The organism is Streptomyces sp. Inha503, from assembly GCF_047215865.1.
In the GTDB taxonomy this organism is placed as follows: domain Bacteria; phylum Actinomycetota; class Actinomycetes; order Streptomycetales; family Streptomycetaceae; genus Streptomyces; species Streptomyces lycopersici.
Genome location: NZ_CP178360.1, coordinates 3,592,427 through 3,615,927, shown reverse-complemented (window position 1 = coordinate 3,615,927; position 23,501 = coordinate 3,592,427). Strand labels below are relative to the sequence as shown.

Here is a 23,501-nt window from a genome sequence, read left to right as displayed (position 1 = left end):
GCACAGGTGACTGACACCACTGGTGACCGCCGCGCGACGCGGCGTGATGAATGGGTCAACCCAAAGGTCTGGACCAACGCCGAGATTCACGGGACCGTGAGAGAGGTCCCGGCCCGAAAGTACAAGATCGGCAGGGTCTACCGGTTTTGTCCACGGCGGGCTGACCCTGGAGGGGCGGTCCGGATCAGGGCCGCATCCCTGGAAGGAGCCCGGTCATGGACGACTGGTACGTGGACCAGCGCTGTACCAACTGCGATGTCGCCCGGCAGTTCGCGCCCGAGCTGATCAGCGAGGTCGGCGGGCGGTCGGAGGTCGTGCGTCAGCCGCGCGACGAGGCGGATACGCGACGCCTGCACGCCGCCGTGTTCGCCTGCCCCACCCGCTCGATCCGCCCGGCGTCCGGGCAGCCGGACCGGGCGCTCGACCCGTTCCCCATGCCCCTGGACGACGGGGTGCTGATCTGCGGCCACAACTCCCAGCACACCGCCGGGGCCAACTCCTATCTGCTGCCGCGGCCGTCCGGCACGGCGATGATGATCGACACGCCGCGCTGGAGCCGGGAGCTGGCCGGGCGTTACGCGGCGTCGGGCCCCGTCACCGATGTGCTGCTGACCCACCGCGACCACGCCGCACACGGCCGTCGCTACGCCGATCACTTCGGCGCCCGGCTGTGGATCCACGAGGGCGACCTGGACGCGGCGCCCGACGCGGACCAGGTGATCCGGGGCCTGGAGCCCGTGGAGATCGGCCCGGGGGTCATCGCCCATCCGCTGCCGGGCCACACCCTGGGCAGCGTGCTCTACCTCGCGGACGACCGGTACTGCTTCAGCGGCGACAGCGTCTACTGGTCGCGCGCGCTCGGGGATCTGGCCGTGGCGGAGAGCGTGACCTGGCACTCCATCGAGGAGCTGGCCGCCTCACTGGCGAGGGTGGCCGGACGGCTGCGTTTCGAGTGGATCCTGCCGGGCCACGGGGACCGGTGCCGTCTGGACGCCGACGACATGTCCCGGCGGTTGCGGGCGCTGGCGGAGCGCTCGGCGCTGCTGCGGCCCCGGCCGATCGACTTCACGGCCGTCCGCTGGTGACGGAGCGGCCGGGTGATATCAGGGTCGTGATCGGGTCCGGCGGGCGCTCAGTGACCACTGGGCTTCTGTAGGAAGTCGACAGGGAGGGACACACGCCCCTGTGGCTGCCCGATTCCTCCTCGGGGGCCTTGGACCGATAGTTTGCGAGGGTAGGGGTCGGCACGCACTGCGACGTCCGGCTCGACACCGACATGAGAGATCGACAAGAGAAGGTGGTCCCTTGAGCCGCTCGGTTCTCGTCACCGGAGGCAACCGCGGCATCGGCCTCGCCATCGCGCGTGCCTTCGCCGACGCTGGCGACAAGGTCGCCATCACCTACCGGTCCGGTGAGCCGCCGGCCGGCTTCCTCGCGGTCAAGTGCGACATCACCGAGCCGGAGCAGGTCGAGCAGGCGTACAAGGAGATCGAGGAGAAGCACGGCACGGTCGAGGTCTTGGTGGCCAACGCCGGGGTCACCCGCGACCAGTTGCTGATGCGGATGACCGAGGAGGACTTCTCCGCCGTCCTCGAGACCAACCTCACCGGCACGTTCCGCGTGGTCAAGCGGGCCAACCGGGGGATGCTGCGGGCCCGTAAGGGGCGCGTGGTGCTGATCTCGTCGGTCGTCGGGCTGATGGGTTCGGCCGGTCAGGCGAACTACGCCGCGTCCAAGGCGGGCCTGGTGGGCTTCGCCCGCTCCCTCGCCCGTGAGCTGGGCTCGCGCAACATCACCGTCAATGTCGTCGCGCCCGGATTCGTCGACACGGACATGACGCGCGCGCTCAACGACGACCAGCGCGAGAACATCGTGAAGCAGGTACCGCTCGCGCGTTACGCGCAGCCCGAGGAGATCGCCGCCTCGGTCCGCTTCCTGGCCTCCGACGAGGCCGCGTACATCACTGGAGCCGTCATCCCCGTCGACGGCGGATTGGGCATGGGTCACTGAACGTCATGAGTGGAATTCTCGCCGGTAAGCGCATCCTGGTCACGGGCGTCATCACCGAGGCGTCCATCGCCTTCCACGCCGCCAAGCTGGCCCAGGAGGAGGGCGCCGAGGTCATCCTCACCGGCTTCGGCCGGGTCTCCCTCGTCGAGCGGATCGCCAAACGGTTGCCCAAGCCCGCCCCGGTCATCGAGCTCGACGTGCAGAACCAGGAGCAGCTGGACGGCCTGGCCGACAAGGTGCGCGAGCATCTGGGCGAGGGTGTCGACCTCGACGGCGTGGTGCACTCCATCGCCTTCGGCCCGCAGGGCGCGTTCAACTTCCTCGAGGGCACCTGGGAGGACGTCGGCACGGCCGTGCATGTCTCGGCCTACTCGCTCAAGGCGCTCACCATGGCGTGCCTGCCGGTGATGGAGCGCGGCGGCGCGATCGTCGGCCTGACCTTCGACGCACAGTTCGCCTGGCCGAAGTACGACTGGATGGGCGTGGCCAAGGCGGCGCTGGAGTCGACCAACCGTTACCTCGCCCGCGACCTCGGCGAGAAGAACGTGCGCTGCAACCTGGTCTCCGCCGGGCCCATCAAGTCCATGGCCGCGAAGTCCATCCCCGGCTTCGAGGAGCTCGCGGACGTGTGGAACCACCGGGCGCCGATCGGCTGGGACCTGACCGACCCGGAGCCGGCCGGCCGCGGCGTCGTCGCCCTGCTGTCCGACTGGTTCCCGCGCACCACGGGCGAGATCGTGCATGTCGACGGCGGTGTGCACATGATGGGTGCCTGAGCCCACGGCCTCGCCCACTGCGTTTCCGCGCGACGGCCGCCGTCCCGCTCCCGCGTACCGCGGGTCCGGGCGGCGGCCGTTCCGCTTCCGCGTTCACCCGTTCGGGGGAGCAGGACGCGCGTACGGGTGGCGGGCACGCGCACTGTGGAGCCATACACCCCGTAACACCTGATACGCCCGATACGCCTGATACGACGAACCGACTCACCGGAGCGCCGGCGCCAGCGGTACGGCCGAGGAGGTCCCGCATGCGTACGACCCGCCGTGTCGCGGCCGCGGTGCTGCTCGTCGCCACGGTGGGTCTGGTCATCGCCGCCTCCAACTCCGCCGCGCAGGACCGGCCCCGGCCGCGCGAGGCCGCCTGTAGCACCACGGTGCGCGGTTCGCACGCCACCGCCAGCTGCTTCAACCCCAATCCCCGCGCCGACCGGGTGCAGCTGCATGTCGAATGCGCCCACTGGTGGGACCCGGACATGGACGCCCGTCCGGTGGAGGTCGGCCCGGCGCAGTATGTGCGGCTCGCCGAGCGCTGCTGGAAGGAGATACGGAAGGCCTGGGTGAGCCACCGCTGAGCGCGGGGCTGCTCAGCGGCTGCGGAAACGGCAGCCGAACGGGTGGGTGCTGGCCTCGGCCGCCGCCCGTCCCCCGTCCCCCTCCCGGATCGCCTCCACCAGCCGCCCGTGGTCCACATAGGTGTCAGGGCCCATCCCGCTGTCCACGTCCGCGCGCAGGAAGTCCCGTACGACCGCGCCCAGATCCGCGTACAGCTCGGCCAGCACATCGTTGTGCGCGGCGGCCACGACCGCCATGTGCAAGGTGGCGTCCGCCTCGACGAAGGCGTCCGGGTCACCCGCCTCCCAGGCCCGCTCGCGCCGGTCCAGCTGGGCGTCCAGCTGCTTGAGGTCCTGCTCGGTACGGCGCTCCGCGGCCAGATGGGCCGCCTTGGTCTCCAGCGCGCTGCGGAGCTCGGCCACATGACGGGGGTCGGCGGCGGCGAAGCGGCGGTGCATCACCCCGGCCAGTTCGCTGGTCGCCAGCACGTATGTGCCCGAGCCCTGGCGGATGTCCAGCAGCCCGTTGTGCGCGAGGGCGCGCACGGCCTCCCGTACGGTGTTGCGCGCGACCCCGAGCTGCTCGACCAGCTCGGGCTCGGTGGGGATCCGCGAGCCCACCGGCCATTCGCCCGAGGTGATCTGGGCGCGCAGCTGGGCGATCACCTGGTCGGCGAGGGCGGAGCGCCGGGGCGAGGTCAGCGGCATGACTCTCCTGTGCGTGCGGCTGCGTGCGGCGGATGCGGTGCGGGTGCGGATCCGGATGCGGTGCGATGCGGATGCGGCCCGAGGTGGGCGAACGGACGACCCTTCCATGATGCCGTCCGGCCGTTACCTGGTGGTCGTTATCCACTGGACGAGCATTCATCCCATGATTCTATGATGGTCGGCATGCATACGCCCCCGTCCGACGACCTCGCGACGCCCGAGACCGCCGCCTCCGCGCCCCGTCCGGCGGACCACGGAGGACCGCGCCGCGCCGCCTCGCCCTGGCGCGGCCGCGTCATGGCGGCAGGGCTCATGCTCGCCGCGCTCAATCTCCGCCCCGCCGTCACCAGCCTCGGCCCCCTGCTCGAGGAGGTCCGCGATGACCTCGGGATGAGCGGCACCGTCGCCGGAGTGCTCACCTCCGTGCCCGCGGCCTGCTTCGCGCTCTTCGGGCTCACCGCGCCCCGGCTGGCCCGGCGCTGGGGGCCGGGGGCCATCGTCTGCGCCGGGCTCGCCGCCATCGCCACCGGTCTGCTGCTGCGCCCCTTCGCCGGGGGGACCGTGGTCTTCCTGGCCGCCAGCGCGCTCGCCCTGGCCGGGATCGCGGTGAGCAACATCCTGATGCCGGTGATCGTCAAGCGCTGGTTCCCGGACCGGGTCGGCGCGATGACCGGGCTGTACTCGATGGGTCTGTCGCTGGGCACGGCCGCCGCCGCGGCGGCCACCGTGCCGATGACCGACGCACTGGGCGGCTCCTGGCGGAGCGGACTCGGGGTGTGGGCGCTGCTCGCCGCGGTGGCGCTGGTGCCCTGGCTGTTCCTCGCCCGGTCCGCTCGCGCCGATGCGAGCCGACCGGAGGCGGGCGGTACGGAGGCGGGCGGTACGGACACCGACGCACCTCCCGCGGCCGAGACCGCCGCGGCCCCCGCGGCCGCCCCCGCGATACGGATCACCCGCTCCCCCCTCGCCTGGGCGATGGCCGTCTTCTTCGGCTTCCAGGCCACCGCCGCGTACATCTCCATGGGCTGGATGCCGCAGATCTTCCGGGACGCGGGGGTCTCCGCCTCCACCTCGGGTCTGCTGCTGGCCGTGATGATGGCGATGGGTGTGCCGCTCGCCTTCGTCCTGCCGCGGATCGCCGCCCGGCTGCGGCACCAGGGCGTCCTGGTCGTCATCCTCGGCGTCTTCGGGCTCACCGGTTACGCCGGGCTGTGGCTGGCCCCGGCCGGGGGCGCCTGGGCGTGGGCCGTGCTGCTCGGCATCGCCAACTGCGCCTTCCCGCTCGCCCTCACCATGATCGGCATGCGGACGAGGACCCACACGGGCGTCGTCCGGCTGTCGGCCTTCGCGCAGAGCGTCGGCTATCTGCTGTCCATCCCGGGCCCGCTGCTGGTCGGCGTGCTCTACCAGCACAGCGGCGGCTGGGGGCAGCCGCTCGCGCTGATGGCCGGGTTCATGGTGCCGCAGATCGTCGCGGGCGTACTGGCCGGACGCGACCGCCACCTCGAGGACGAGGCCTGACGAGCACGGAGCCTGACGAGGACAAGGCCTGACGAGCGCAAAGCCTGAGCCGGGCGAGGGCTGAGCGGTCCCGCGTACCGGGGATGGGACACTGGTGCCATGCCAGTGCTCGATGAGAACCCCCCGAACGGCCAGAAGAAGCTCCTCGTCATCTTCGGCGTGATGCTGGGCATCACCGTGATCATCGGTGTGATCGCCACCATCGCCTCGCCCTGACCTGGTGCGGATGCCGGATGGTGGGGCTGGCCCCACCATCCCCTAGGGGGCAGGGCTCAGGGGTAACTGGGTGGCTCACCGGATGGGAGACGCCGCGCCCGCTCCGTACCGTCGGACCATCGACACGTTCGGCGACCCCGGAGGCGATCCCATGTCCGCCCGCACCCAGACCCGGCCCGCGCATCCGGTGGACAGCGGTATGGATACCCGGCTGCCGTGGTGGGCCGTGGCCCTCCCGGCCGTGGCCTTCGCGGCTCTGCTGCTCCTGCTGACCGGACCCTCCGACGCCCACGCCGACAGCGGTGGCTCCGGGCCGGTCTCGCAGGTCGTGGAGTTGGTGCGGCGGACCTTCGGGGAGGCGGCACCGTGACCACGGTAGGCGGTGGAGATCAGTTGTGTCCGCCGTATCGCGGGTGTGCTCACGTTTGACGAGGTCGTTCCAACACCCTGCGCCTCGTGCACCGATTCATGCGAAGCTGGGACGCATGAGCGTCGATGTGCCCCGCAGGATTGTCCTCCTTCGACACGCCAAGGCCGACTGGCCCCAGGTGGCCGACCATGAGCGCCCGCTCGCGGAGCGCGGCCGCAATGACGCCCCGCTCGCCGGGCGCCGGATCGCGGACGCCGGTCTCACCCCCGAACTCACCCTCTGCTCCACCGCGCTGCGCACCCGTGAGACCTGGAAGCTGGTGGTCCACGAGCTGCCGCGGCGCCCCAAGACCGTCTATGAGGAGCGGCTGTACGACGCCCCGGTCGGTCAGCTCATCGAGGTGATCAACGAGACTTCGGACGACATCACCGACCTGCTGGTCGTCGGTCACAACCCCGGGATGCACGGCCTCGCCGACGCGCTGGCGGGCGAGGCCGACGAGGACGCCAAGGAGCGCATGGACCGCGGCGCCTTCCCCACCTCCGCGTTCGCGGTCGTGACGTTCAGCGGTTCGTGGAAGTCGGTCGAGATCGGCTGTGGGCGGCTGACCAGCTTCTGGGCGCCCCACGAATGATCCGCTCGCCGGACGTGCCGCCCCGGGCGTGATGCCGCGCCCCACAACGCACCGGCCCCCGCTCCACCGTCGTCTTTGACGTACTGGGAGCGGGGGCCGTCGTACGGGGGGCGGGGGCCGTCCCGCGTTCCGGACCGGGCTCGTCGGTCGCTCGTCGGTCGCTCGTCAGTCCACGTGTGCGTCCGCCGCCTCGACCTCTTCGCGGGTCACGCCCAGCAGATACAGCACGGTGTCGAGGAACGGCACGTTCAGGGCGGTGTGCGCGGCCTCCCGGACCACCGGCTTGGCGTTGAAGGCGACCCCCAGCCCCGCCGCGTTCAGCATGTCCAGGTCGTTCGCCCCGTCGCCGATCGCGACCGTCTGCACCAGCGGCACCCCCGCCTCGGCCGCGAAGCGCCGCAGCAGCCGGGCCTTGCCCGCCCGGTCCACCACCTCGCCGATCACCCGGCCGGTCAGCTTGCCGTCCACGACCTCCAGGGTGTTGGCGGAGGCGAAGTCCAGCCCAAGACGTTCCTTGAGGTCGTCGGTGACCTGCGTAAAGCCACCGGAGACCACGCCCACCTGATAGCCGAGCCGCTTCAGGGTGCGGATCAGCGTACGGGCGCCGGGCGTGAGCCTGACCTCCGCGCGCACCTTCTCCACCACGGACTCGTCGATCCCCGCCAGTAGCGCGACCCGCGCGTGCAGCGACTGCTCGAAGTCCAGCTCACCGCGCATCGCCCGGGCCGTGACCTCGGCGACCTCGGCCTGACAGCCCGCGTGCGCGGCGAAGAGCTCGATCACCTCGTCCTGGATCAGGGTGGAGTCCACGTCCATGACCACCAGCCGCTGCGCCCGGCGCTGCAACCCCGACGCCACCACGGCCACATCGACGCCGATATCGGCGGCCTCGGTGGCGAGCGCGGTGCGCAGCGGCTCCGTCTCGGCGCCGGACACCTCGAACTCCACGGCCGTCACCGGATACTTCGCCAGCCGGAAGATCCGGTCGATATTGCCGCCGGTGCCGGTGATCCGGGAGGCGATGGCGGCCGTCGACTCGGCGGTCAGCGGATTCCCGAGCACGGTGACATGGGACCGGCCCGTGCCACGCGGCCGGTTGTCGCCCCGGCCGGAGATGATCTCGGCCTGGAGCCGCATGGACTCCGCCCAGCTGTGCACGGTGGCCCGCAGATCGCCCTCCGCCCCGTCGGCCTTGGGCGCCGTGACCAGGACGCACAGCACGATGCGCCCCCGGGTGACGACCTGCTCTATGTCGACTATGTGCACGCCATAGGCGGCGAGGGTGTCGCAGAGCCCGGCGGTGATACCGGGGCGGTCCTTGCCGAAGATCTTGACAAGGAGGGTGGGGACATCGTCGTCCGGAACGGTGGTGACAGGGAGGATCCGCGATGCGCTCATGGTCTTCCCACCGTATCCGGCTGTTCGCGCGCCGCGCGCGGCAGCCCGCACCGTGGACGGCCGACCGAGGCGGAACGTTCATTTCCAGGTCGCCGTGATGTCACCCCTCGCATGATCGGCGACGTCATGCGCCACGCCCGCCGCCCGGCCCCCGGGGCCCGCCGCCGCCCTCCTCCAGCCGCGCGAGCGCCACCGCCCGGCGCCCCGCCGCGCCCGTCGCCCATGCCGCCAGCGCTCCGGCGGCCCCCGCCACCGCGCCCCACCCCGCGCCCAGTGCCAGCGCCAGCGCGGCGTTCCCGTACAGCTCGATCCCCGCCCCGAAGGCGTCGAAGCCGAGCACGGACAGGCTCGCCCCCGCCGAGACCTGGGTCAGCCCCACCAGCAGCGGCAGCGCGAGCGCGGTCACCACGCCCAGCCGCAGCGCACACCACCCCGCGAAGGCGAACGGCCGGGAGCCCTCCACGGGTGACGGCCGGGAGCCCCCCGGGGGTGGTGGCCGGGACCCCCCAAGGGGCGACGGCCCGGAATCCTCCGCAGGTGACGGCCGGGGGCCCGCCACGGGCGTACGGGCCGCGGTGAGCACCCCGGCCGCGAGCATCAGCAGCACACTCGCGACCACCAGCAGCCAGACCCGGCCGTCGAACTCGGCCAGCCGCCCCACCGTGAGCCGCTCCCCGCCCGGCCCGGCGAGCAGATCGTCCACCGGGGCGGGCAGCACATGGCGCAGCGCACCGCTCGCCCGGCCGTACCAGGGGACGAACAGCCCGAGCGGTACGCCGATCCACACCCCGTTGGGCGCGCCGAGCAGCGCCGACCCGAGCACCAGCCGCGGATGGTCGTCCCCGATCGCCGCGTAGACCCCGGCCACCAGGCCCGCGACCACCGCCAGCACCAGCATCCCGCACAGCGCGGACACCGCGGGCCGGACCGTGCGGTGCAGCGCCCATCCGCCGGGCGGCAGCGGGGTGCGGCGCGAGGCGAGCAGCGCGAGCAGCAGGATGGCGACGACCCACACCAGGCCGCCCAGCAGCGAGCGGCCGGGGGCCACGGTGAAGCCGACGGACGCCTTCGCGCCGACGAGGTCGGACAGCCGGTCCGGCAGCAGCCCGCCGCCGATGTCCGCGATGTCGCCCAGTTGCTCGGGGAGCCGGCTCAGCAGATCGTGCTCGGCCTGTTCGGTGCCGAGGCCGCGGCGGACGAGCGTGGCGCCGTCGATCGTGACCGTATCGTTGCCCACCCAGGTCAGCCCGGCGAGCAGCAGCAGGAAGAGCAGGACCACCAGGCCGGCCCGCGCGGCGAGTTCGGCCCGGCCGATCACCGCCCCCGCGCCCCGCAACGACCGTACGAACAGCCATCCCAGCAGCAGCGCGCCGACCAGGCTCACCCCGAGTGGCGCGATATCGATGGCGGCGTGGGCCTGCGCGCCCTCCAGCCCGAAGACGCCCACATCGCCGTACGGAGTGACGGAACCGCCGACGGCCAGCACCGTCGCCGCGGCGGCCATCGGCCCCAACGCGCCCGCACCGTCCGCGCCGATCAGATGCAGACCGAGCGCGCCGATACCGACCATGGCCAGGAACGCCCAGCTCACCGAGGCGATCGCGGCGAGCAGCGCGGGCCCCCAGGGCACTCGTACACCGCCGCTCGCGCTCATACCGCCGCCCCCCGATCGTCGCGAGTTGCCCGGATAAACCATGATCCGCACTATCCGTCAGGGCTTACCACTTTCCGAGGGCCTTTCGGATGAGTCAATGACGCCCGAGATGCGGTCTTGTCAAAACCCGACTTCCGGTGAAGGGACTGAGCCTGAAATAGTTCCTCACGATGTTCGCCATCCCTAGACTCCCTGTGTCAGGGGGTAACTCGGGGGACAACTAGTGGGGCATGGAGTGCCGGAACTCGTACTGGAATTGAACGGACAGACCTGGACACTTGATCCATCCAGGTCGTACAGCCTGGGGCGTGACCCACAGGGCGACATGGTGCTGGACGACGCCAGGGTCTCCTGGCGACATGCCACGGTGCGCTGGGGCGGGCGCAGTTGGATCATTGAGGATCAGGGTTCCACCAACGGCACCTATGTGCAGGGCCAGAGAATCCAACAGGTGGAAATCGGCCCAGGTTCTGCCGTCCATCTCGGCAATGCCACCGATGGCCCCCGGCTCAGCGTCTCCGGCGGCGGTGCCCCCTCGGGCGGTGCCCCCTCGATGGGTGCCGCGGGCGCCTACGGCCAGCAGGCCGCGATGGGCATGCCCCAGCAGGGCCAGCAGGCTCACCAGGGTCAGCAGCCCCCCGCCCAGCAGCCGCCGCCGCAGCCCGGCCCCGGCGGCTGGCCGCAGCCGGGCGGGCAGCCGCCCCAAGGGCCGCCCCAGGCACAGCCCCAAGGGCCGCCCCAAGGCTGGCAGCAGCAGCCCCAGGCCCCGAACCAGCAGCAGCCGTTCATCCCGCAGCAGCAGGCGCCCCATCAGCCGCCGCAGCAGCAGGCCCCCCAGCCGCACCAGCAGCCGCAGCAGCAGGCCCCGCTGGGCAACCTCGCGCAGAGCGGTCCCGGCGCCGGCCCCTCCGGCCCGGCCGGCACCGCGACCGCCCAGGGTGACCGCAGCCCGACCACCTTCCACCAGCTGGCCGCCGGCCGGGTGATGCGCATCGGCCGTGCGCTGGAGAACGACCTGGTCGTCTCCGATCTCCAGGTCTCGCGCCACCACGCCGAGTTCCAGGCGCTGCCCGACGGCCGCTTCGAGATACGTGACCTCGGCAGCCACAACGGCACCTATGTCAACGGTCAGCCGGTCCGGCAGCAGATCATCGGCCCCACCGACACCGTCGGCGTCGGTCACTCCACCTTCCGGCTGGTCGGCGACCGCCTCGAGGAGTTCGTCGACACCGGTGAGGTCTCCTTCTCGGCCCGCCATCTGACGGTGACGGTCGACGGCGGCAAGCAGATCCTCAAGGACGTCTCCTTCGGCGTCCCGGAGAAGTCCCTCGTCGCGGTCATCGGCCCATCCGGCTCCGGTAAGTCCACGCTGCTCAAGGCGCTCACCGGCTACCGCCCGGCCAACCAGGGCGATGTCCTCTACGACAACCGGAACCTCTACAAGCAGTTCGCCGAGCTGCGCCAGCGCATCGGTCTGGTGCCCCAGGACGACATCCTCCATAAGGAGCTGACCGTCCAGAAGGCCCTGCGCTACGCCGCCAAGCTCCGGTTCCCCGGTGACACCGCCGAGGCCGAGCGCGAGGCCCGGATCGACGAGGTGCTGCGCGAGCTCAAGCTGGACATCCACCGGGAGAAGAAGGTCACCGCGCTCTCCGGCGGTCAGCGCAAGCGGGTCTCGGTCGCGCTGGAACTGCTCACCAAGCCGTCACTGATCTTCCTGGACGAGCCGACCTCCGGTCTCGACCCGGGCATGGACCGCGATGTCATGCAGCTGCTGCGCGGTCTGGCCGACGACGGCCGTACGGTGCTGGTGGTCACCCACTCGGTGGCCGAGCTGGCGCTGTGCGACAAGCTCCTGGTGATGGCGCCGGGCGGTTCGGTGGCCTACTTCGGCCCGCCGGACGAGGCGCTCAACTTCTTCGGCTACGACACCTGGGCCGATGTCTTCTCGGCGTTCGAGAACTACCGCGACTACGACTGGGCGGGCCGCTGGCGCGGTTCGCAGCATTACCAGATGTACGCGGCGGACCTCGACTCCGTGGCCCCGCAGTCGGTGAACGTCCAGGCGCCGCCGGCCCGGATGCAGAAGTCGCAGAGCTGGGGTTCGCAGCTGTGGACGCTGATCCGCCGCTATCTGTCGGTGATCGGCTCCGACAAGGGCTTCATGGGGCTGATGGTGATCCTGCCCGCCGTGCTGGGGGCGGTGAGCGTCGTCATCCCGGCGAAGTTCGGCCTCCAGATGGCCCCGAAGGGCAGTTTCAACCAGGCCGCCGGGACGGTGTTGCTGATCCTTGTGGTCGGCATGTGCTTCACCGGCGCGGCCAACTCCGTACGAGAACTGATCAAGGAACGGGTCATCTACGAACGGGAACGGGCGGTCGGCCTGTCCCGCTCCGCGTATCTGATGTCCAAGGTGATCGTGCTCGGCGTCATCACCGCATGCCAGGGCGTCATCATCTCCGCCATCGGTCTCTCGACGCGCAAGCTGCCCGAAGAGGGCCTGCTGATGCCGCCGGCCGCCGAGCTCTGCGTGGCCGTCATCGCGATCGGCTTCACCTCGATGATGGTGGGCCTGGTCATCTCGTCCCTGGTGAAGACCGCCGAGAAGACCATGCCGCTGCTGGTCATGTTCGCGATCGTCCAGGTGGTCTTCACCGGTGTGCTGTTCAAGATCTTCGGATCGCCGGGTGTGGAGCAGTTCGCCTGGCTGATGCCGTCCCGCTGGGCGATCGGCGCGGCCGGTGCCACGCTGGACCTGGGTCCGGGCGCCGGTCACATGATGGCCCCGTGGGACAGCAAGAAGCCCCTGGACACCGACCCGCTGTGGGAGCACACCACCACCCAGTGGGGCATCGACATGGTCGCGCTGATCGTCCTGGGCATCGTGTGCGGCATCGCGGTCGCACGGCTGCTGCGCCGCCATGAGCCGGAGGTCATGCGCAAGTAGTCGCGAAGGGCACGGCTACGGAAAAGGGCGACGGCACCCCTCGCACACAGGGGGTGCCGTCGCCCTTCGGCGTGGGAACGCCGGGTTCTGGACGGGCCCTTCGGGCTTAGTACGGGCCGTTCACGTTGTCCATCGAGCCGTACCGGTCGGCGGCGTAGTTGCAGGCGGCGGTGATGTTCGCGACCGGGTCGTACGGGTCCCAGGAGGTGCCCTCGACGTGGTACGCCTGGAAGGTCGGGGCTATTACCTGGAGCAGGCCCTTGGAGGGCACGCCGTTCTGGGCGTTGATGTCCCAGTTGTTGATGGCGCGCGGGTTGCCGCCGGACTCCCGGATGATGTTGCGGTGGATGCCCTCGTAGGAGCCGGGGATGCCCTTCTCCTTCATGATGTCGAGGGACTCCCGGATCCAGCCGTCGAGGTTGTCCGGGTAGGTCTTCTTCTCGGCGGCGACCGTCTCGATACGCGTGGCGGAGCGGCTCGCGGCCTGCTTGGCGGCGCGCTCCTTGGCGGCCTTGGCCTCGGCGGCCTTCTTCGCGGCGGCCTCTTCGGCCGCCTTCTTCGCGGCGGCCTCTTCCGCGGCCTTCTTGGCGGCGGCCTTCTTCGCGGCCTCGTCCTTGGCCTGCTTCGCGGCGAGGGCGGACTGCTTCGCCAGGGCCTCGTGGTGGGCCTGGGCGTCGGCCTTCTGAGAGGTGAGGGCGACCGGCTTGTTCGGCAGGTCCTGGGCCGTGGTCTTGGCGCCGGCGTCACCACCGGGGACGACGGCGAAGGCTATGGCGGCCGCACCGGCGGCTGCGATTCCGGCGGCGGAGTACTTGTGCGTCTTGGTGAGACGGTTGTAACCGGGGATGTGGGGCAGGGGCATGGCGGAGTAGACCTCTTCCAATCGCTTGAGTCGCAGGCCAAATCGGCGCGCAGAGCGCCGTTCCTGGATCTACGGCGCCGTGCGACTGGGTGAAATTCTTAGCTGCCGCAAAAAGTTGTCGCAAAGGCGTGACATACGATGCTGCTTAGTGGATAAGTAGGCCGTTCATGCCCACGCGGACGGCCGTCATCCCCGCTCAGTCGCCTATGAAACGTCCACTAAGCACGTTCGTACGTGATTTAGGTCGTGTGTCCGGGCTCACATCGCGGAGCTTCTCATATTGCGGGCTGTGCCCACGCAAATGCTCAGGGTGTTTGTTTTTTCCACCCCTGTAACAGCCCCTTTGGGGGTCTCGTGTGCGCCGTTCGACCTAGGGCTCAGGTCTTATCAGGTGGCCGCCGACCGGCCGATATGCCCACCGGATGGGGGTGGGTACGGTAATGCCCATGACGAAAGGACGGGGCGGCGGAGCCGAGGCCGGGCTGAGCCGGGTGAGCGCGGCGCTGCTCGCCATGAGCCGACATCTGGAAGTCCGTGATGTCCTAAAGACCATCGTTGTGTCCGCCCGTGAGCTGCTCGATGCGGAGTATGCCGCTCTGGGGGTTCCGGATGATCACGGAGGTTTCGCCCAGTTCGTAGTAGATGGGGTCAGTGAGGAGCAGTGGAAGGCCATCGGACCGCTGCCGCGACAGCACGGCATTCTCGCCGCGATGCTCAAGGACGCCACTCCACAGCGACTCGCCGATGTGCGACTGGATGCCCGTTTTGAGGGATGGCCATCAGCTCATCCCGTTATGTCGGATTTCTTGGGACTTCCCATTGCCGACGGCGATGAAGTTCTCGGCGCGGTATTCCTCGCCAACAAGCGATGCCCCAAGCCCGAGGGCGGCTGCGGTTTCACCGCCGAGGACGAGGAACTGCTGTCCATCCTGGCCCAGCACGCCGCCATCGCCCTGACCAACGCCCGGCTCCACGAGCGCGGCCGCGAGCTCACCATCGCGGGGGAGCGGGCCAGGCTCGCCCATGAGCTGCACGACGCGGTCTCCCAGAAGCTCTTCTCGCTGCGGCTGACCGCCCAGGCGGCCACGGCCCTGGTGGACCGCGACCCCGGCCGCGCCAAGGACGAGCTCCAGCAGATCGCGCTGCTCGCCGCCGAGGCCGCCGACGAGCTGCGCTCCGCCGTGGTGGAACTGCGCCCCGCCGCCCTCGACGAGGACGGCCTCGCGGCGACCCTCAGGACCCAGGTGCAAGTGCTCGACCGGGCCCACTCCGCCCGTGTCACCTTCGCCTGTCACGGCGTACGGGCGCTGCCCGCCGCCCAGGAGGAGGCCGTGCTGCGGGTGGCCCAGGAGGCGCTGCACAACGCGCTGCGCCACGCCGACGCGCGGCAGGTGGACGTCACCCTCGCCCGGCACGGCCAGGGCGCCCGGCTCCGCGTCGCCGACGACGGCAGGGGATTCGACCCCTCGGCCGTACGGCGCGCCGGGCGCCACCTCGGGCTGGTGTCGATGCGGTACCGGGCCGGTGGCGTAGGCGGCGGTCTGACGGTGGAGTCGGCGCCCGGCGGGGGCACCGTGATCGAGATGGAGGTGCCCGGTGGCTGACCCGGGACGGATTCGGGTGCTGCTCGTCGACGACCACCAGGTGGTGCGGCGCGGCCTGCGGACCTTCCTCCAGGTCCAGGACGACATCGAGGTGGTCGGCGAGGCGTCGGACGGCGAGGAGGGCATCGCCCGCGCCGAGGAGCTGCGCCCCGACGTCGTCCTGATGGACGTGAAGATGCCGGGCGTGGACGGAATCGAGGCGCTGCGCACCCTGCGCGACCTCGACAACCCCGCCCGGGTGCTGGTGGTGACGAGCTTCACCGAGAAGCGCACCGTGGTCCCCGCCCTGCGGGCGGGTGCCGCGGGCTATGTCTACAAGGACGTGGACCCCGAGGCGCTGGCCCGCGCCATCCGCTCCGTCCACTCCGGGCATGTGCTGCTCCAGCCCGAGGTGGCCCTCGCGCTGCTCTCCCAGGAGGACGGCGGTGGGCAGGGCCGCGGCGGGTCCCTCACCGAGCGTGAACGCGAGGTGCTGGCGCTGATCGCGGACGGCCGGTCCAATCGGGAGATCGCCCGTGCGCTGGTGCTGTCCGAAAAGACCGTGAAAACTCATGTGTCCAACATTCTTATGAAATTGGACCTCGCCGATCGCACCCAGGCCGCTCTATGGGCGGTACGGCACGGAATCGGAGCATGACCAGCGTTTCTCCGTGAAATCACACCAACGTGTGGCGATCACTCGAACAGCGCAACTCGCCATCGGCCGGGCCGTTCTTCACGGCGTACCGCGGCGGACCGCCGCGGTGATGCGCTGATGAATGAAGGGTCTTGAGAAGTGAAGAACATCAAGAGGTTCGCTGCCCTCACGATCGTGGCCGGCGGACTCGCCGTCGCCGGTGCCGGTGTCGCCTCCGCCCAGGGCCCCCAGGCCGACGGTGGGGCGATGACCTCCCCGGGCACCGTTTCCGGCAACAACATTCAGGCGCCCATCCACGTGCCCGTGAACGTATGCAGCAACGGCGTCACGGCCGTCGGGGCCATGAACCCGGTCTTCGGCGTCCCCGGCGTCTGCTGACCGACCCCCTGGCGGATATCCCGACGCACCACCGGCCGGCCCCGGAGGCACCCGCCTCCGGGGCCGGCCCCATGTCGGCGGCCGAGCCCCGAAGACGGCCCGAGACACGAGACATCACACCCGCGAGGACCAGCCCCCGCGAAGGTCAGAGACCGCCCCGCTCCCGCTCCTCCACATACGCGTTGTACGCCGCCACCTGGGCCCGGCGCGAGGTGCGCTCCACCGGCCGCAGCGCCTCGGCCCGCGCCGTGATCTCCGACGCGCTCACCGCCCCGCCGTGCTCCCGGCCGTCCCCGCCCGCCATATAGGCGATGTCCACCAGCGCACCCACCCGCTGCGCCAGCTCCAGCACCCGTATGGCCCGCGGCGGATAGCCCGGGGCCAGCACCTCGCGCCCCCGCTCGGCCCGCGCCCGATACGCCTCCAGGGCCGCATCGGCCACCGGGCCCGATCCGGCCACGTTCAGCCGCGAGAGCACCTCCGTGGCCTCCCGCAGCGCCTCCGCCAGCTCCCGCTCGGCCTCGCTCAGCGACGGCACATCGGCCGGTGGCGCCTCCCGCACGGCCTGACACCGCCACACCACCTCGATGTGCTGATCGCCCTCGGGCCCGGCCGCCGACACCTCGGGCACCAGGCCGAGCGCCGCCCCGGTGGCGATCACCGCCTCGCCCGCGTCGAGCGCGTGGGCGTTGAACTCCGGCGGGCCGCTCAGCCCCAGGGGATGCCCCGCTATGGGCAGCGCCACCCGCAGCCCCTTGGCCCCGAGCGCCCGCAGCCGCCCCAGCGCCAAGGTGAGCCCCACCTGCCCGGACTCCCCCGGAAGCCCGGCCACCCGGTGCGACGCGTCCTCACCCGCGATGCGATGCGCCGCCTCATCGGGGGAGACAAGTCCGGCGAGAAGGGCATTTCCCCAAGCTGCGAGGCGCCCTGAACGTGGTTCATCGAGCATGGAACCAGCCTAAGGACTGCCACCGACAAGGTGTGGCGTAGGTTTTCCCCAGGGGGCTGCGCCCACAGGCGCACGCACGACTCGAGACTGCAATGGGAGACAACGCGCTCATGAGCGAGGTTCTGGAGCTGCTGGACGTATCGGTGGTCCGCGATGGGCGGGCTCTGGTGGACGAGGTCTCCTGGTCGATCAAAGAAGGCGAGCGCTGGGTCATCCTCGGGCCCAACGGCGCCGGTAAGACCACCCTCCTCAACCTCGCCTCCAGCTATCTCTTCCCGAGCACCGGAACCGCCCGGATCCTCGGCGAGCGACTCGGGCGCGTCGACGTCTTCGAGCTGCGCCCCCGCGTCGGCATGGCGGGCATCGCCATGGCCGAGAAGCTGCCGCGCCGCCAGACCGTCCTCGAGACCGTCCTCACCGCCGCGTACGGCATGACGGCCCACTGGCAGGAGGACTACGACGCGGTCGACGAGACCCGCGCCCGCGCCTTCCTCGACCGCCTCGGCATGACCGAGTACCTCGACCGGAAGTTCGGCACCCTGTCCGAGGGCGAGCGCAAGCGCACCCTCATCGCCCGCGCCATGATGACCGACCCCGAGCTGCTGCTCCTCGACGAGCCCGCGGCCGGACTCGACCTCGGTGGCCGCGAGGACCTCGTCCGCCGCCTCGGACGGCTCGCCCGCGACCCGCTCGCCCCATCGATGATCATGGTGACACATCATGTCGAGGAAATCCCCCCCGGCTTCACCCATGTTCTGATGATCCGCCAGGGGAAGGTGCTCACCGCGGGCCCGGTCGAGACCGAACTGACCTCCCGCAACCTCTCCCGCTGCTTCGGACTCCCGCTGGTCGTCGAGCGCAACGGCGACCGCTGGACCGCCCAGGGCCTGCCGCTGACCTGATGTCCGCCCCTTGCGCCCACCGTGCCACCGGCAGGTGATCCGCGCACTGTCCCCGGCGACTTGGGACAACTACCATGACCATGTGGATCCGTGGGTGTGGTGGCTGATCGCCGCCGTAGGACTGGGCATTCCGCTCGTGCTGACCGCGATGCCCGAATTCGGGATGGTCGCGGTCGGCGCCGTGGCCGGTGCCATCACCGACGCGCTCGGTGGCGGCATCGTGCTTCAAGTCGTCGTCTTCTGCGCCGTCTCCGTGGCATTGGTCGCCGTCGTACGCCCGATGGCGGTCCGCAGCCGCCGTCAGCAGCCCGAGCTGCGCAGCGGCATCGAAGCGCTGAAAGGCCGCCAGGCCGTCGTCCTCGAGCGCGTCGACGACGGCGGTGGCGGCCGGATCAAGCTCGCGGGCGAGGTGTGGTCCGCGCGCTCGCTCGACCCCGGCCAGGCATATGAACCAGGGCAGCAGGTCGACGTGGTGGAGATCGACGGTGCGACGGCCGTCGTCATGTAGACGCCGTACCGGGAGTGTCCTACCAGGAGTTGAGGGCGCCCCGGTTGAGCTGCGGAGTCGACCGTCGATCTGACAGACTCCACCCTCGGGAACCGCCAGACTTGATCATCCCGACCATCCGAATCGCCGCATGAAGGGCACGGGGAGCCGCTGTGGAACCGATCATCATCGTCCTGATCATCCTGGTGGTGCTGGTCTTCATCGCACTGATCAAGACGATCCAGGTCATCCCGCAGGCCAGTGCCGCCATCGTGGAGCGCTTCGGACGCTACACACGCACCCTCAACGCGGGCCTGAACATCGTCGTCCCGTTCATCGACTCGATCCGCAACCGCGTCGACCTCCGTGAACAGGTCGTGCCCTTCCCCCCGCAGCCGGTGATCACCCAGGACAACCTGGTGGTGAACATCGACACCGTCATCTACTACCAGGTGACCGACGCCCGCGCCGCCACCTACGAGGTGGCCAGCTACATCCAGGCGATCGAGCAGCTGACCGTCACCACCCTGCGGAACATCATCGGTGGCATGGACCTCGAGCGCACCCTGACCTCCCGCGAGGAGATCAACGCGGCGCTGCGCGGCGTCCTCGACGAGGCCACCGGCAAGTGGGGCATCCGCGTCAACCGCGTCGAGCTCAAGGCCATCGAGCCGCCCACCTCCATCCAGGATTCGATGGAGAAGCAGATGCGCGCCGACCGTGACAAGCGCGCCGCGATCCTCCAGGCCGAAGGTGTCCGGCAGTCCGAGATCCTGCGCGCCGAGGGTGAGAAGCAGTCCGCGATCCTGCGGGCCGAGGGTGAGTCCAAGGCCGCCGCGCTGCGCGCCGAGGGCGAGGCCCAGGCCATCCGTACGGTCTTCGAGTCCATCCACGCCGGAGACCCGGACCAGAAACTGCTGTCCTACCAGTACCTCCAGATGCTGCCGAAGATCGCCGAGGGCGACGCCAACAAGCTCTGGATCGTGCCCAGCGAGATCGGCGACGCCCTCAAGGGCCTCGGCGGGGCCATGGGCAACTTCGGCCCGTTGACCGGCGGCGGAAACGGCGGCGGCACCCCCGCCGCCACCGGTAAGGAGCCCGCCCCGCGCCGCGAACAGCCCACGATCGACTGAACGGACGGCGGCGGGACGGCACTCCGGCGGCCCCCTCCCAGGCGGCTGTGAAAACGGGCCCGGGCCGTGCCCAGGCCCTGCCTAAGAGGCCTCGCTGAAGTCCGGTGCGGTTCGGGTGCGCCCCGAAGGGGCGCGGGACTGTGTCGATATGCGGCTCCGCCGCGGCTGTGTCGATATGCGGCTCCGCCGCGTGGGCGACCGGCCACGACGCAGCCGCGGATGAACGACCGCACCTCGCGGCGCTTCCCGCGGAGCGCTTAGGCAGGCAGCGCCAGCCACTCCGGCAGACCGTCCCGCTCCGCCGCCCCCAGCGCCAGCACCAGCGCATCCGAAGGCGTCGGCTCGAACGGCGCCTTGAGCAGCCGCATCCCGGCCTGCTCCGGTGTCCGGTCCGCCTTACGGTGGTTGTCCTCGGCACACGAGGCGACCGTATTCAGCCAGGTGTCCCCGCCCCCGCGCGAGCGCGGCACCACATGGTCCACGGTCGTCGCCCGGCGGCCGCAGTACGCGCACCGGTGCTGGTCCCGGACCAGTACCCCGCGCCGCGACCACGGCGCACGTCTTCGGAACGGGACCCGTACGTAACGGCACAGCCGGATCACCCGCGGCAGCGGCAGATCGACCTCCGCGGCCCGCACCCGCAGCCCCGGGTGAGCGTGTTCCACGACGGCCTTGTCCTGGAGGACCAGCACCACGGCGCGCCGCAGCGTGACCGTCGCCAGCGGCTCGAAGCTCGCGTTCAGAACCAGCGTCTCGCGCATCCCGACCACCCCCGCATCCCGGTGTCCCGGTCCCGTGCCGGAGATCGGCGGGACCGGGATCAACTCTGGCCGGGAGCCTGGCCGAGAACAACGCAATTTCGCCGCGTCAGCCCGCGGCCGGCACCTCGTACTCCCCGATCAACTGGGCCCGCCCCAGCGTGTGGAACCGCAGATTGAAGCCGACCACCGCGGGCGAGGCATCCGCGTCCGGGCCGAGCTTCTCGGCGTCCACCGCGTAGACGGTGAACACATAGCGGTGCGGACCGTCCCCGGGCGGCGGCGCGGCCCCGCCGAAGTCACGGGTCCCATAGTCGTTGCGCGCCTGTACGGCACCCTCGGGCAGGCCGGTGAAGCCACCGCTGCCCGCACCCGCCGGAAGCTCGGTGACCGTGGCCGGGATGTCGAACACCACCCAGTGCCAGAACCCGCTGCCCGTCGGCGCGTCCGGGTCGAAGCAGGTGACGGCGAAGCTCTTCGTCCCCTCGGGGAAACCCTCCCAGCGCAGCTGCGGAGAGGTGTTCCCCGCCGCCTGCACCTGGGCGGACTTGAGCGTGCCGCCCGGTGCCACATCGTCGCTCACCACCGTGAACGACGGCACCGGCGGATGGAAGTCGTGGGGGAGCGGGGCCCGGTTCTGCTCGGACACGTCGAGAACCTCCTCGAAGTCGCAGTGGATCATCTCCGCGGCCAGCCTAACGAGACCGGTACCCGGCGGGCTGGCACCATGGCGCCCATGACCGGCCCCACCCTCGCCCTCCACCTGCGCCTCGACGGCGTGACGGACAAGGACGGCTTCCTCGCCCGCTGCGCCCGGGACCTGCGCTTTCCCGACTGGTACGGGCGAAATTGGGATGCCCTCGCCGACTGCGTCACCGATCTGTCCTGGTGGGCCGAGGGCGGCGAGCCCAGCGGCTGTCTGCTGGACATCCAGGGCTGGCCGGCCTTCCGCGACGCGGACCCCGACGCCGCCGCGATCGCGGCCGACATCCTGGCCGACGCGGAGGCGTACTGGGCGGCGCGGGGACGGCCCCTGGTGGTGCGCTACGACGACGGCCCCTGACCGCACGGGAAGGCCCTTGCGGGGACCGCGGGGCCCCTCGCACACGCAGGCGGGGCGTGCGCCGAGCCGCCCTCGGTGCACGCCCCGCGCGGAAGTCCGGTCCGGGGAGGGGGGAACCTCAGAACCAGTTGCGCTTGCCGCCGACCTGGGCGAGCCACTGGTTCAGATACGCGGCCCAGTCGGTGTCCTGGAAGGTGGCCAGGCTCATCGTGAACGACCGGTAGGTGTCACTGCCCTCGGAGAACAGCCCCGGCTTCTTGTCCATCTCCAGCACCACGTCCATCTCGCGGTCGTCCGCGACGAAGGACAACTCCACCTGGTTCAGGCCCCGGTACTGCTCCGGCGCGTAGAACTCGATCTCCTGGTAGAAGGGCAGCCGCTGGCGGGTGCCGCGGATGTGCCCGCGCTCCAGATCGGCGCTCTTGAACCGGAAGCCGAGGGCGCCGAAGGCGTCCAGGATCGCCTGCTGGGCGGGGAGCGGATGCACATTGACCGGGTCCAGGTCACCCGAGTCCACCGCGCGCGCGATCGCCAGCTCGGTGGTCACCCCCACGTTCATACCGGACAGATGGCGGCCCATGAACATGGTGATCGGGGTCTCCCACGGAATCTCCAGGCCGAACTGGACCGCGTGCACCGCGCCCGGCTGCACCTCGAACGCGCCGCCCAGCCGCTGCCGGGTGAACTCCACGTCCTGCTTGTACTCCTGGTCGTTGCCCTCCACCTCGACCCGCGCTTGCAGGCCGACCGAGAGCCCCTCGATCTGCTGCGCGACCGAGCCGCCCTGGATCCGGACCTCGCCCTGCACAATGCCGCCCGGGACGACGTTCTCCTCGGTCAACACCGTCTCCACTGAAGCGCCACCGGCACCCATACTCGCGAGCAGCTTCTTGAAGCCCATGTTCTCCCTCTCAAGGACGCGACTGCGTCTTGACTCGATCGCATTCGATCACTGTTGACACCTAGAAACGCGAAACAGCCGTGGACGGTTCCGCGGCTCTTACCCTTCCAGCGGACCGGTGCCGCCTCCAACCACCGGTTGGTATCTGTTCCACTACGCTCGGGGCGCGTGACAGCAGGACCTGACCGCACCCCCCTCGACCGTGCCTTCTTCGACCGGCCCGTCCTCGAGGTCGCCCCCGACCTCCTGGGCCGCGTCCTGGTCCGGCGTACCCCGGACGGACCGATCGAATTGCGCCTGACCGAGGTCGAGGCGTACGCGGGCCCGGCGGACCCCGGCTCGCACGCCTACCGTGGCCGCACCGAGCGCAACGCCGTGATGTTCGGCCCCCCGGGTCATGCGTATGTCTACTTCACCTATGGCATGTGGCACTGCCTCAACCTGGTCTGCGGACCGGAGGGCCACGCCAGCGGGGTGCTGCTGCGCGCGGGCGAGGTGCTGCACGGCCATGAGTGGGCCCATCAGCGCAGGCCGAAGGCGCGCAACGACCATGAGCTGGCCAAGGGCCCGGCCCGGCTGGCCACGGCCCTGGGCGTGGACCGCAGACAGAACGGCTGCGATGTGTGCGGGAGCCCCGACGCCCCGCTCGCCATACTCAGCGGCCACCCGGCCCGGCCCGAGCAGGTGCTCAGCGGTCCGCGCACCGGGGTGGGCGGCGAGGGCGCAACCCACCCCTGGCGCTTCTGGATCGACGGCGACCCCTCGGTGAGCCCCTACCGGGCCCACACCCCGCGTCGCCGGAATTCGACGCGCCGTCAGATCGGAACTTGACTCCGCTGGGCGGGACGCCTAACGTAGCCCGAGCCGCTTGAGACGGGCAGCGCTGTCGTCACGATCCCAGGATCGAGTCACCGCGGCCCCGGAGCGGCCAACCACTACGACGATTCCCCAACAGGGTTTTGTTTCGCTGCGCGAAATCAGGGCCTGGGGCTCCGATTAGGAGCCGAGCGGGAAATTCGCTAAAGTAGTGGACACGCCGGAA

25 protein-coding genes are annotated in these 23,501 nt (G+C 70.7%); 17 read left to right on the top strand and 8 right to left on the bottom strand.

What is annotated here, in order from left to right:
• Positions 1 to 215 precede the first annotated feature (215 nt).
• The 4 genes from ACJX2R_RS14785 to ACJX2R_RS14770 all read left to right on the top strand — a co-directional run bounded on the left by ACJX2R_RS14785 (position 216) and on the right by ACJX2R_RS14770 (position 3,358).
• Positions 216 to 1,085, top strand: a complete 870-nt coding sequence (locus ACJX2R_RS14785; protein WP_413100486.1) for a 4Fe-4S domain-containing protein — start codon at positions 216 to 218, stop codon at positions 1,083 to 1,085.
• A gap of 220 nt (positions 1,086 to 1,305) precedes the next feature.
• A complete protein-coding gene (gene fabG / locus ACJX2R_RS14780) occupies positions 1,306 to 2,010 on the top strand; it encodes a 3-oxoacyl-[acyl-carrier-protein] reductase (RefSeq protein ID WP_262702612.1) in 705 nt (234 codons plus the stop codon).
• A gap of 5 nt (positions 2,011 to 2,015) precedes the next feature.
• Positions 2,016 to 2,786, top strand: a complete 771-nt coding sequence (gene fabI / locus ACJX2R_RS14775) for an enoyl-ACP reductase FabI (protein ID WP_413100485.1) — start codon at positions 2,016 to 2,018, stop codon at positions 2,784 to 2,786.
• A 248-nt stretch (positions 2,787 to 3,034) separates the two neighbouring features.
• Positions 3,035 to 3,358, top strand: coding sequence for a hypothetical protein (locus tag ACJX2R_RS14770; RefSeq protein WP_413100484.1), 324 nt, complete (start codon positions 3,035 to 3,037; stop codon positions 3,356 to 3,358).
• A 12-nt stretch (positions 3,359 to 3,370) separates the two neighbouring features.
• Here the strand turns inward: ACJX2R_RS14770 and ACJX2R_RS14765 are convergent, their stop codons facing one another.
• Positions 3,371 to 4,045, bottom strand: a complete 675-nt coding sequence (locus ACJX2R_RS14765) for a FadR/GntR family transcriptional regulator (protein WP_413100483.1) — start codon at positions 4,043 to 4,045, stop codon at positions 3,371 to 3,373.
• Positions 4,046 to 4,228: 183 nt separating this feature from the next.
• Between ACJX2R_RS14765 and ACJX2R_RS14760 the strand changes: the two genes are divergently transcribed.
• The 4 genes from ACJX2R_RS14760 to ACJX2R_RS14745 all read left to right on the top strand — a co-directional run bounded on the left by ACJX2R_RS14760 (position 4,229) and on the right by ACJX2R_RS14745 (position 6,786).
• Entirely contained in the window at positions 4,229 to 5,566 is a 1,338-nt protein-coding gene (locus tag ACJX2R_RS14760; protein WP_413100482.1) for a CynX/NimT family MFS transporter, read from the top strand.
• A 99-nt stretch (positions 5,567 to 5,665) separates the two neighbouring features.
• Positions 5,666 to 5,782, top strand: a complete 117-nt coding sequence (locus ACJX2R_RS14755) for an SGM_5486 family transporter-associated protein (protein WP_251983317.1) — start codon at positions 5,666 to 5,668, stop codon at positions 5,780 to 5,782.
• Positions 5,783 to 5,933: 151 nt separating this feature from the next.
• Positions 5,934 to 6,152: a hypothetical protein gene (locus ACJX2R_RS14750; RefSeq protein WP_262702608.1), complete on the top strand. Its 219-nt coding sequence runs from the start codon at positions 5,934 to 5,936 to the stop codon at positions 6,150 to 6,152.
• Positions 6,153 to 6,267: 115 nt separating this feature from the next.
• Complete coding sequence (locus ACJX2R_RS14745; protein WP_413100481.1) at positions 6,268 to 6,786, top strand: SixA phosphatase family protein; 519 nt, start codon at positions 6,268 to 6,270, stop codon at positions 6,784 to 6,786.
• 165 nt (positions 6,787 to 6,951) lie between these two features.
• On the opposite strand, the gene serB is transcribed toward ACJX2R_RS14745, so the two are convergent.
• Positions 6,952 to 8,184, bottom strand: a complete 1,233-nt coding sequence (serB, locus tag ACJX2R_RS14740) for a phosphoserine phosphatase SerB (protein WP_262702606.1) — start codon at positions 8,182 to 8,184, stop codon at positions 6,952 to 6,954.
• Between the two features lie 124 nt (positions 8,185 to 8,308).
• On the bottom strand, positions 8,309 to 9,838 hold the full coding sequence (locus tag ACJX2R_RS14735) for a streptophobe family protein (RefSeq protein WP_413100480.1): 1,530 nt from the start codon (positions 9,836 to 9,838) through the stop codon (positions 8,309 to 8,311).
• Between the two features lie 223 nt (positions 9,839 to 10,061).
• On the opposite strand from ACJX2R_RS14735, the gene ACJX2R_RS14730 reads away from it, so the two are divergent.
• On the top strand, positions 10,062 to 12,785 hold the full coding sequence (locus ACJX2R_RS14730) for an FHA domain-containing protein (protein ID WP_413100479.1): 2,724 nt from the start codon (positions 10,062 to 10,064) through the stop codon (positions 12,783 to 12,785).
• Positions 12,786 to 12,891: 106 nt separating this feature from the next.
• On the opposite strand, the gene ACJX2R_RS14725 is transcribed toward ACJX2R_RS14730, so the two are convergent.
• Positions 12,892 to 13,647 carry a transglycosylase SLT domain-containing protein gene (locus ACJX2R_RS14725; protein WP_413100478.1) on the bottom strand — a complete coding sequence of 252 codons (756 nt, stop codon included), beginning with the start codon at positions 13,645 to 13,647 and terminating at the stop codon, positions 12,892 to 12,894.
• 446 nt (positions 13,648 to 14,093) lie between these two features.
• Between ACJX2R_RS14725 and ACJX2R_RS14720 the strand changes: the two genes are divergently transcribed.
• From ACJX2R_RS14720 to ACJX2R_RS14710, 3 genes are all read left to right on the top strand, one after another.
• Entirely contained in the window at positions 14,094 to 15,251 is a 1,158-nt protein-coding gene (locus ACJX2R_RS14720; protein ID WP_413100477.1) for a GAF domain-containing sensor histidine kinase, read from the top strand.
• Positions 15,244 to 15,888, top strand: a complete 645-nt coding sequence (locus tag ACJX2R_RS14715) for a response regulator (protein ID WP_262706320.1) — start codon at positions 15,244 to 15,246, stop codon at positions 15,886 to 15,888. Before ACJX2R_RS14720 ends, ACJX2R_RS14715 begins: the two co-directional genes overlap by 8 nt.
• Before the next feature lie 138 nt (positions 15,889 to 16,026).
• Entirely contained in the window at positions 16,027 to 16,266 is a 240-nt protein-coding gene (locus tag ACJX2R_RS14710; protein ID WP_262706319.1) for a chaplin, read from the top strand.
• A gap of 145 nt (positions 16,267 to 16,411) precedes the next feature.
• Here ACJX2R_RS14710 and ACJX2R_RS14705 read toward each other — a convergent pair whose 3' ends face one another.
• Positions 16,412 to 17,215 (bottom strand): hypothetical protein, encoded by an 804-nt coding sequence (locus tag ACJX2R_RS14705; protein WP_413100476.1) that lies wholly within the window; start codon positions 17,213 to 17,215, stop codon positions 16,412 to 16,414.
• A 110-nt stretch (positions 17,216 to 17,325) separates the two neighbouring features.
• Between ACJX2R_RS14705 and ACJX2R_RS14700 the strand changes: the two genes are divergently transcribed.
• From ACJX2R_RS14700 to ACJX2R_RS14690, 3 genes are all read left to right on the top strand, one after another.
• On the top strand, positions 17,326 to 18,117 hold the full coding sequence (locus tag ACJX2R_RS14700) for an ABC transporter ATP-binding protein (protein WP_413100475.1): 792 nt from the start codon (positions 17,326 to 17,328) through the stop codon (positions 18,115 to 18,117).
• Between the two features lie 82 nt (positions 18,118 to 18,199).
• Positions 18,200 to 18,625 carry an NfeD family protein gene (locus ACJX2R_RS14695; RefSeq protein ID WP_037963495.1) on the top strand — a complete coding sequence of 142 codons (426 nt, stop codon included), beginning with the start codon at positions 18,200 to 18,202 and terminating at the stop codon, positions 18,623 to 18,625.
• Between the two features lie 152 nt (positions 18,626 to 18,777).
• The gene (locus ACJX2R_RS14690; RefSeq protein ID WP_059147117.1) at positions 18,778 to 19,737 is read left to right on the top strand and encodes an SPFH domain-containing protein; all 960 of its coding nucleotides are present in this window, start codon (positions 18,778 to 18,780) and stop codon (positions 19,735 to 19,737) included.
• Between the two features lie 257 nt (positions 19,738 to 19,994).
• On the opposite strand, the gene ACJX2R_RS14685 is transcribed toward ACJX2R_RS14690, so the two are convergent.
• Together ACJX2R_RS14685 and ACJX2R_RS14680 are read right to left on the bottom strand one after the other, a co-directional pair.
• A complete protein-coding gene (locus ACJX2R_RS14685) occupies positions 19,995 to 20,498 on the bottom strand; it encodes an HNH endonuclease (RefSeq protein ID WP_413100474.1) in 504 nt (167 codons plus the stop codon).
• Positions 20,499 to 20,604: 106 nt separating this feature from the next.
• Positions 20,605 to 21,144 carry a YbhB/YbcL family Raf kinase inhibitor-like protein gene (locus ACJX2R_RS14680; RefSeq protein WP_413100473.1) on the bottom strand — a complete coding sequence of 180 codons (540 nt, stop codon included), beginning with the start codon at positions 21,142 to 21,144 and terminating at the stop codon, positions 20,605 to 20,607.
• An 87-nt stretch (positions 21,145 to 21,231) separates the two neighbouring features.
• On the opposite strand from ACJX2R_RS14680, the gene ACJX2R_RS14675 reads away from it, so the two are divergent.
• Positions 21,232 to 21,558: a barstar family protein gene (locus ACJX2R_RS14675; protein ID WP_223863993.1), complete on the top strand. Its 327-nt coding sequence runs from the start codon at positions 21,232 to 21,234 to the stop codon at positions 21,556 to 21,558.
• 118 nt (positions 21,559 to 21,676) lie between these two features.
• Here ACJX2R_RS14675 and ACJX2R_RS14670 read toward each other — a convergent pair whose 3' ends face one another.
• On the bottom strand, positions 21,677 to 22,459 hold the full coding sequence (locus ACJX2R_RS14670; RefSeq protein ID WP_262706314.1) for a sporulation protein: 783 nt from the start codon (positions 22,457 to 22,459) through the stop codon (positions 21,677 to 21,679).
• Positions 22,460 to 22,627: 168 nt separating this feature from the next.
• On the opposite strand from ACJX2R_RS14670, the gene ACJX2R_RS14665 reads away from it, so the two are divergent.
• On the top strand, positions 22,628 to 23,290 hold the full coding sequence (locus tag ACJX2R_RS14665) for a DNA-3-methyladenine glycosylase (RefSeq protein WP_413100472.1): 663 nt from the start codon (positions 22,628 to 22,630) through the stop codon (positions 23,288 to 23,290).
• Positions 23,291 to 23,501 lie beyond the last annotated feature (211 nt).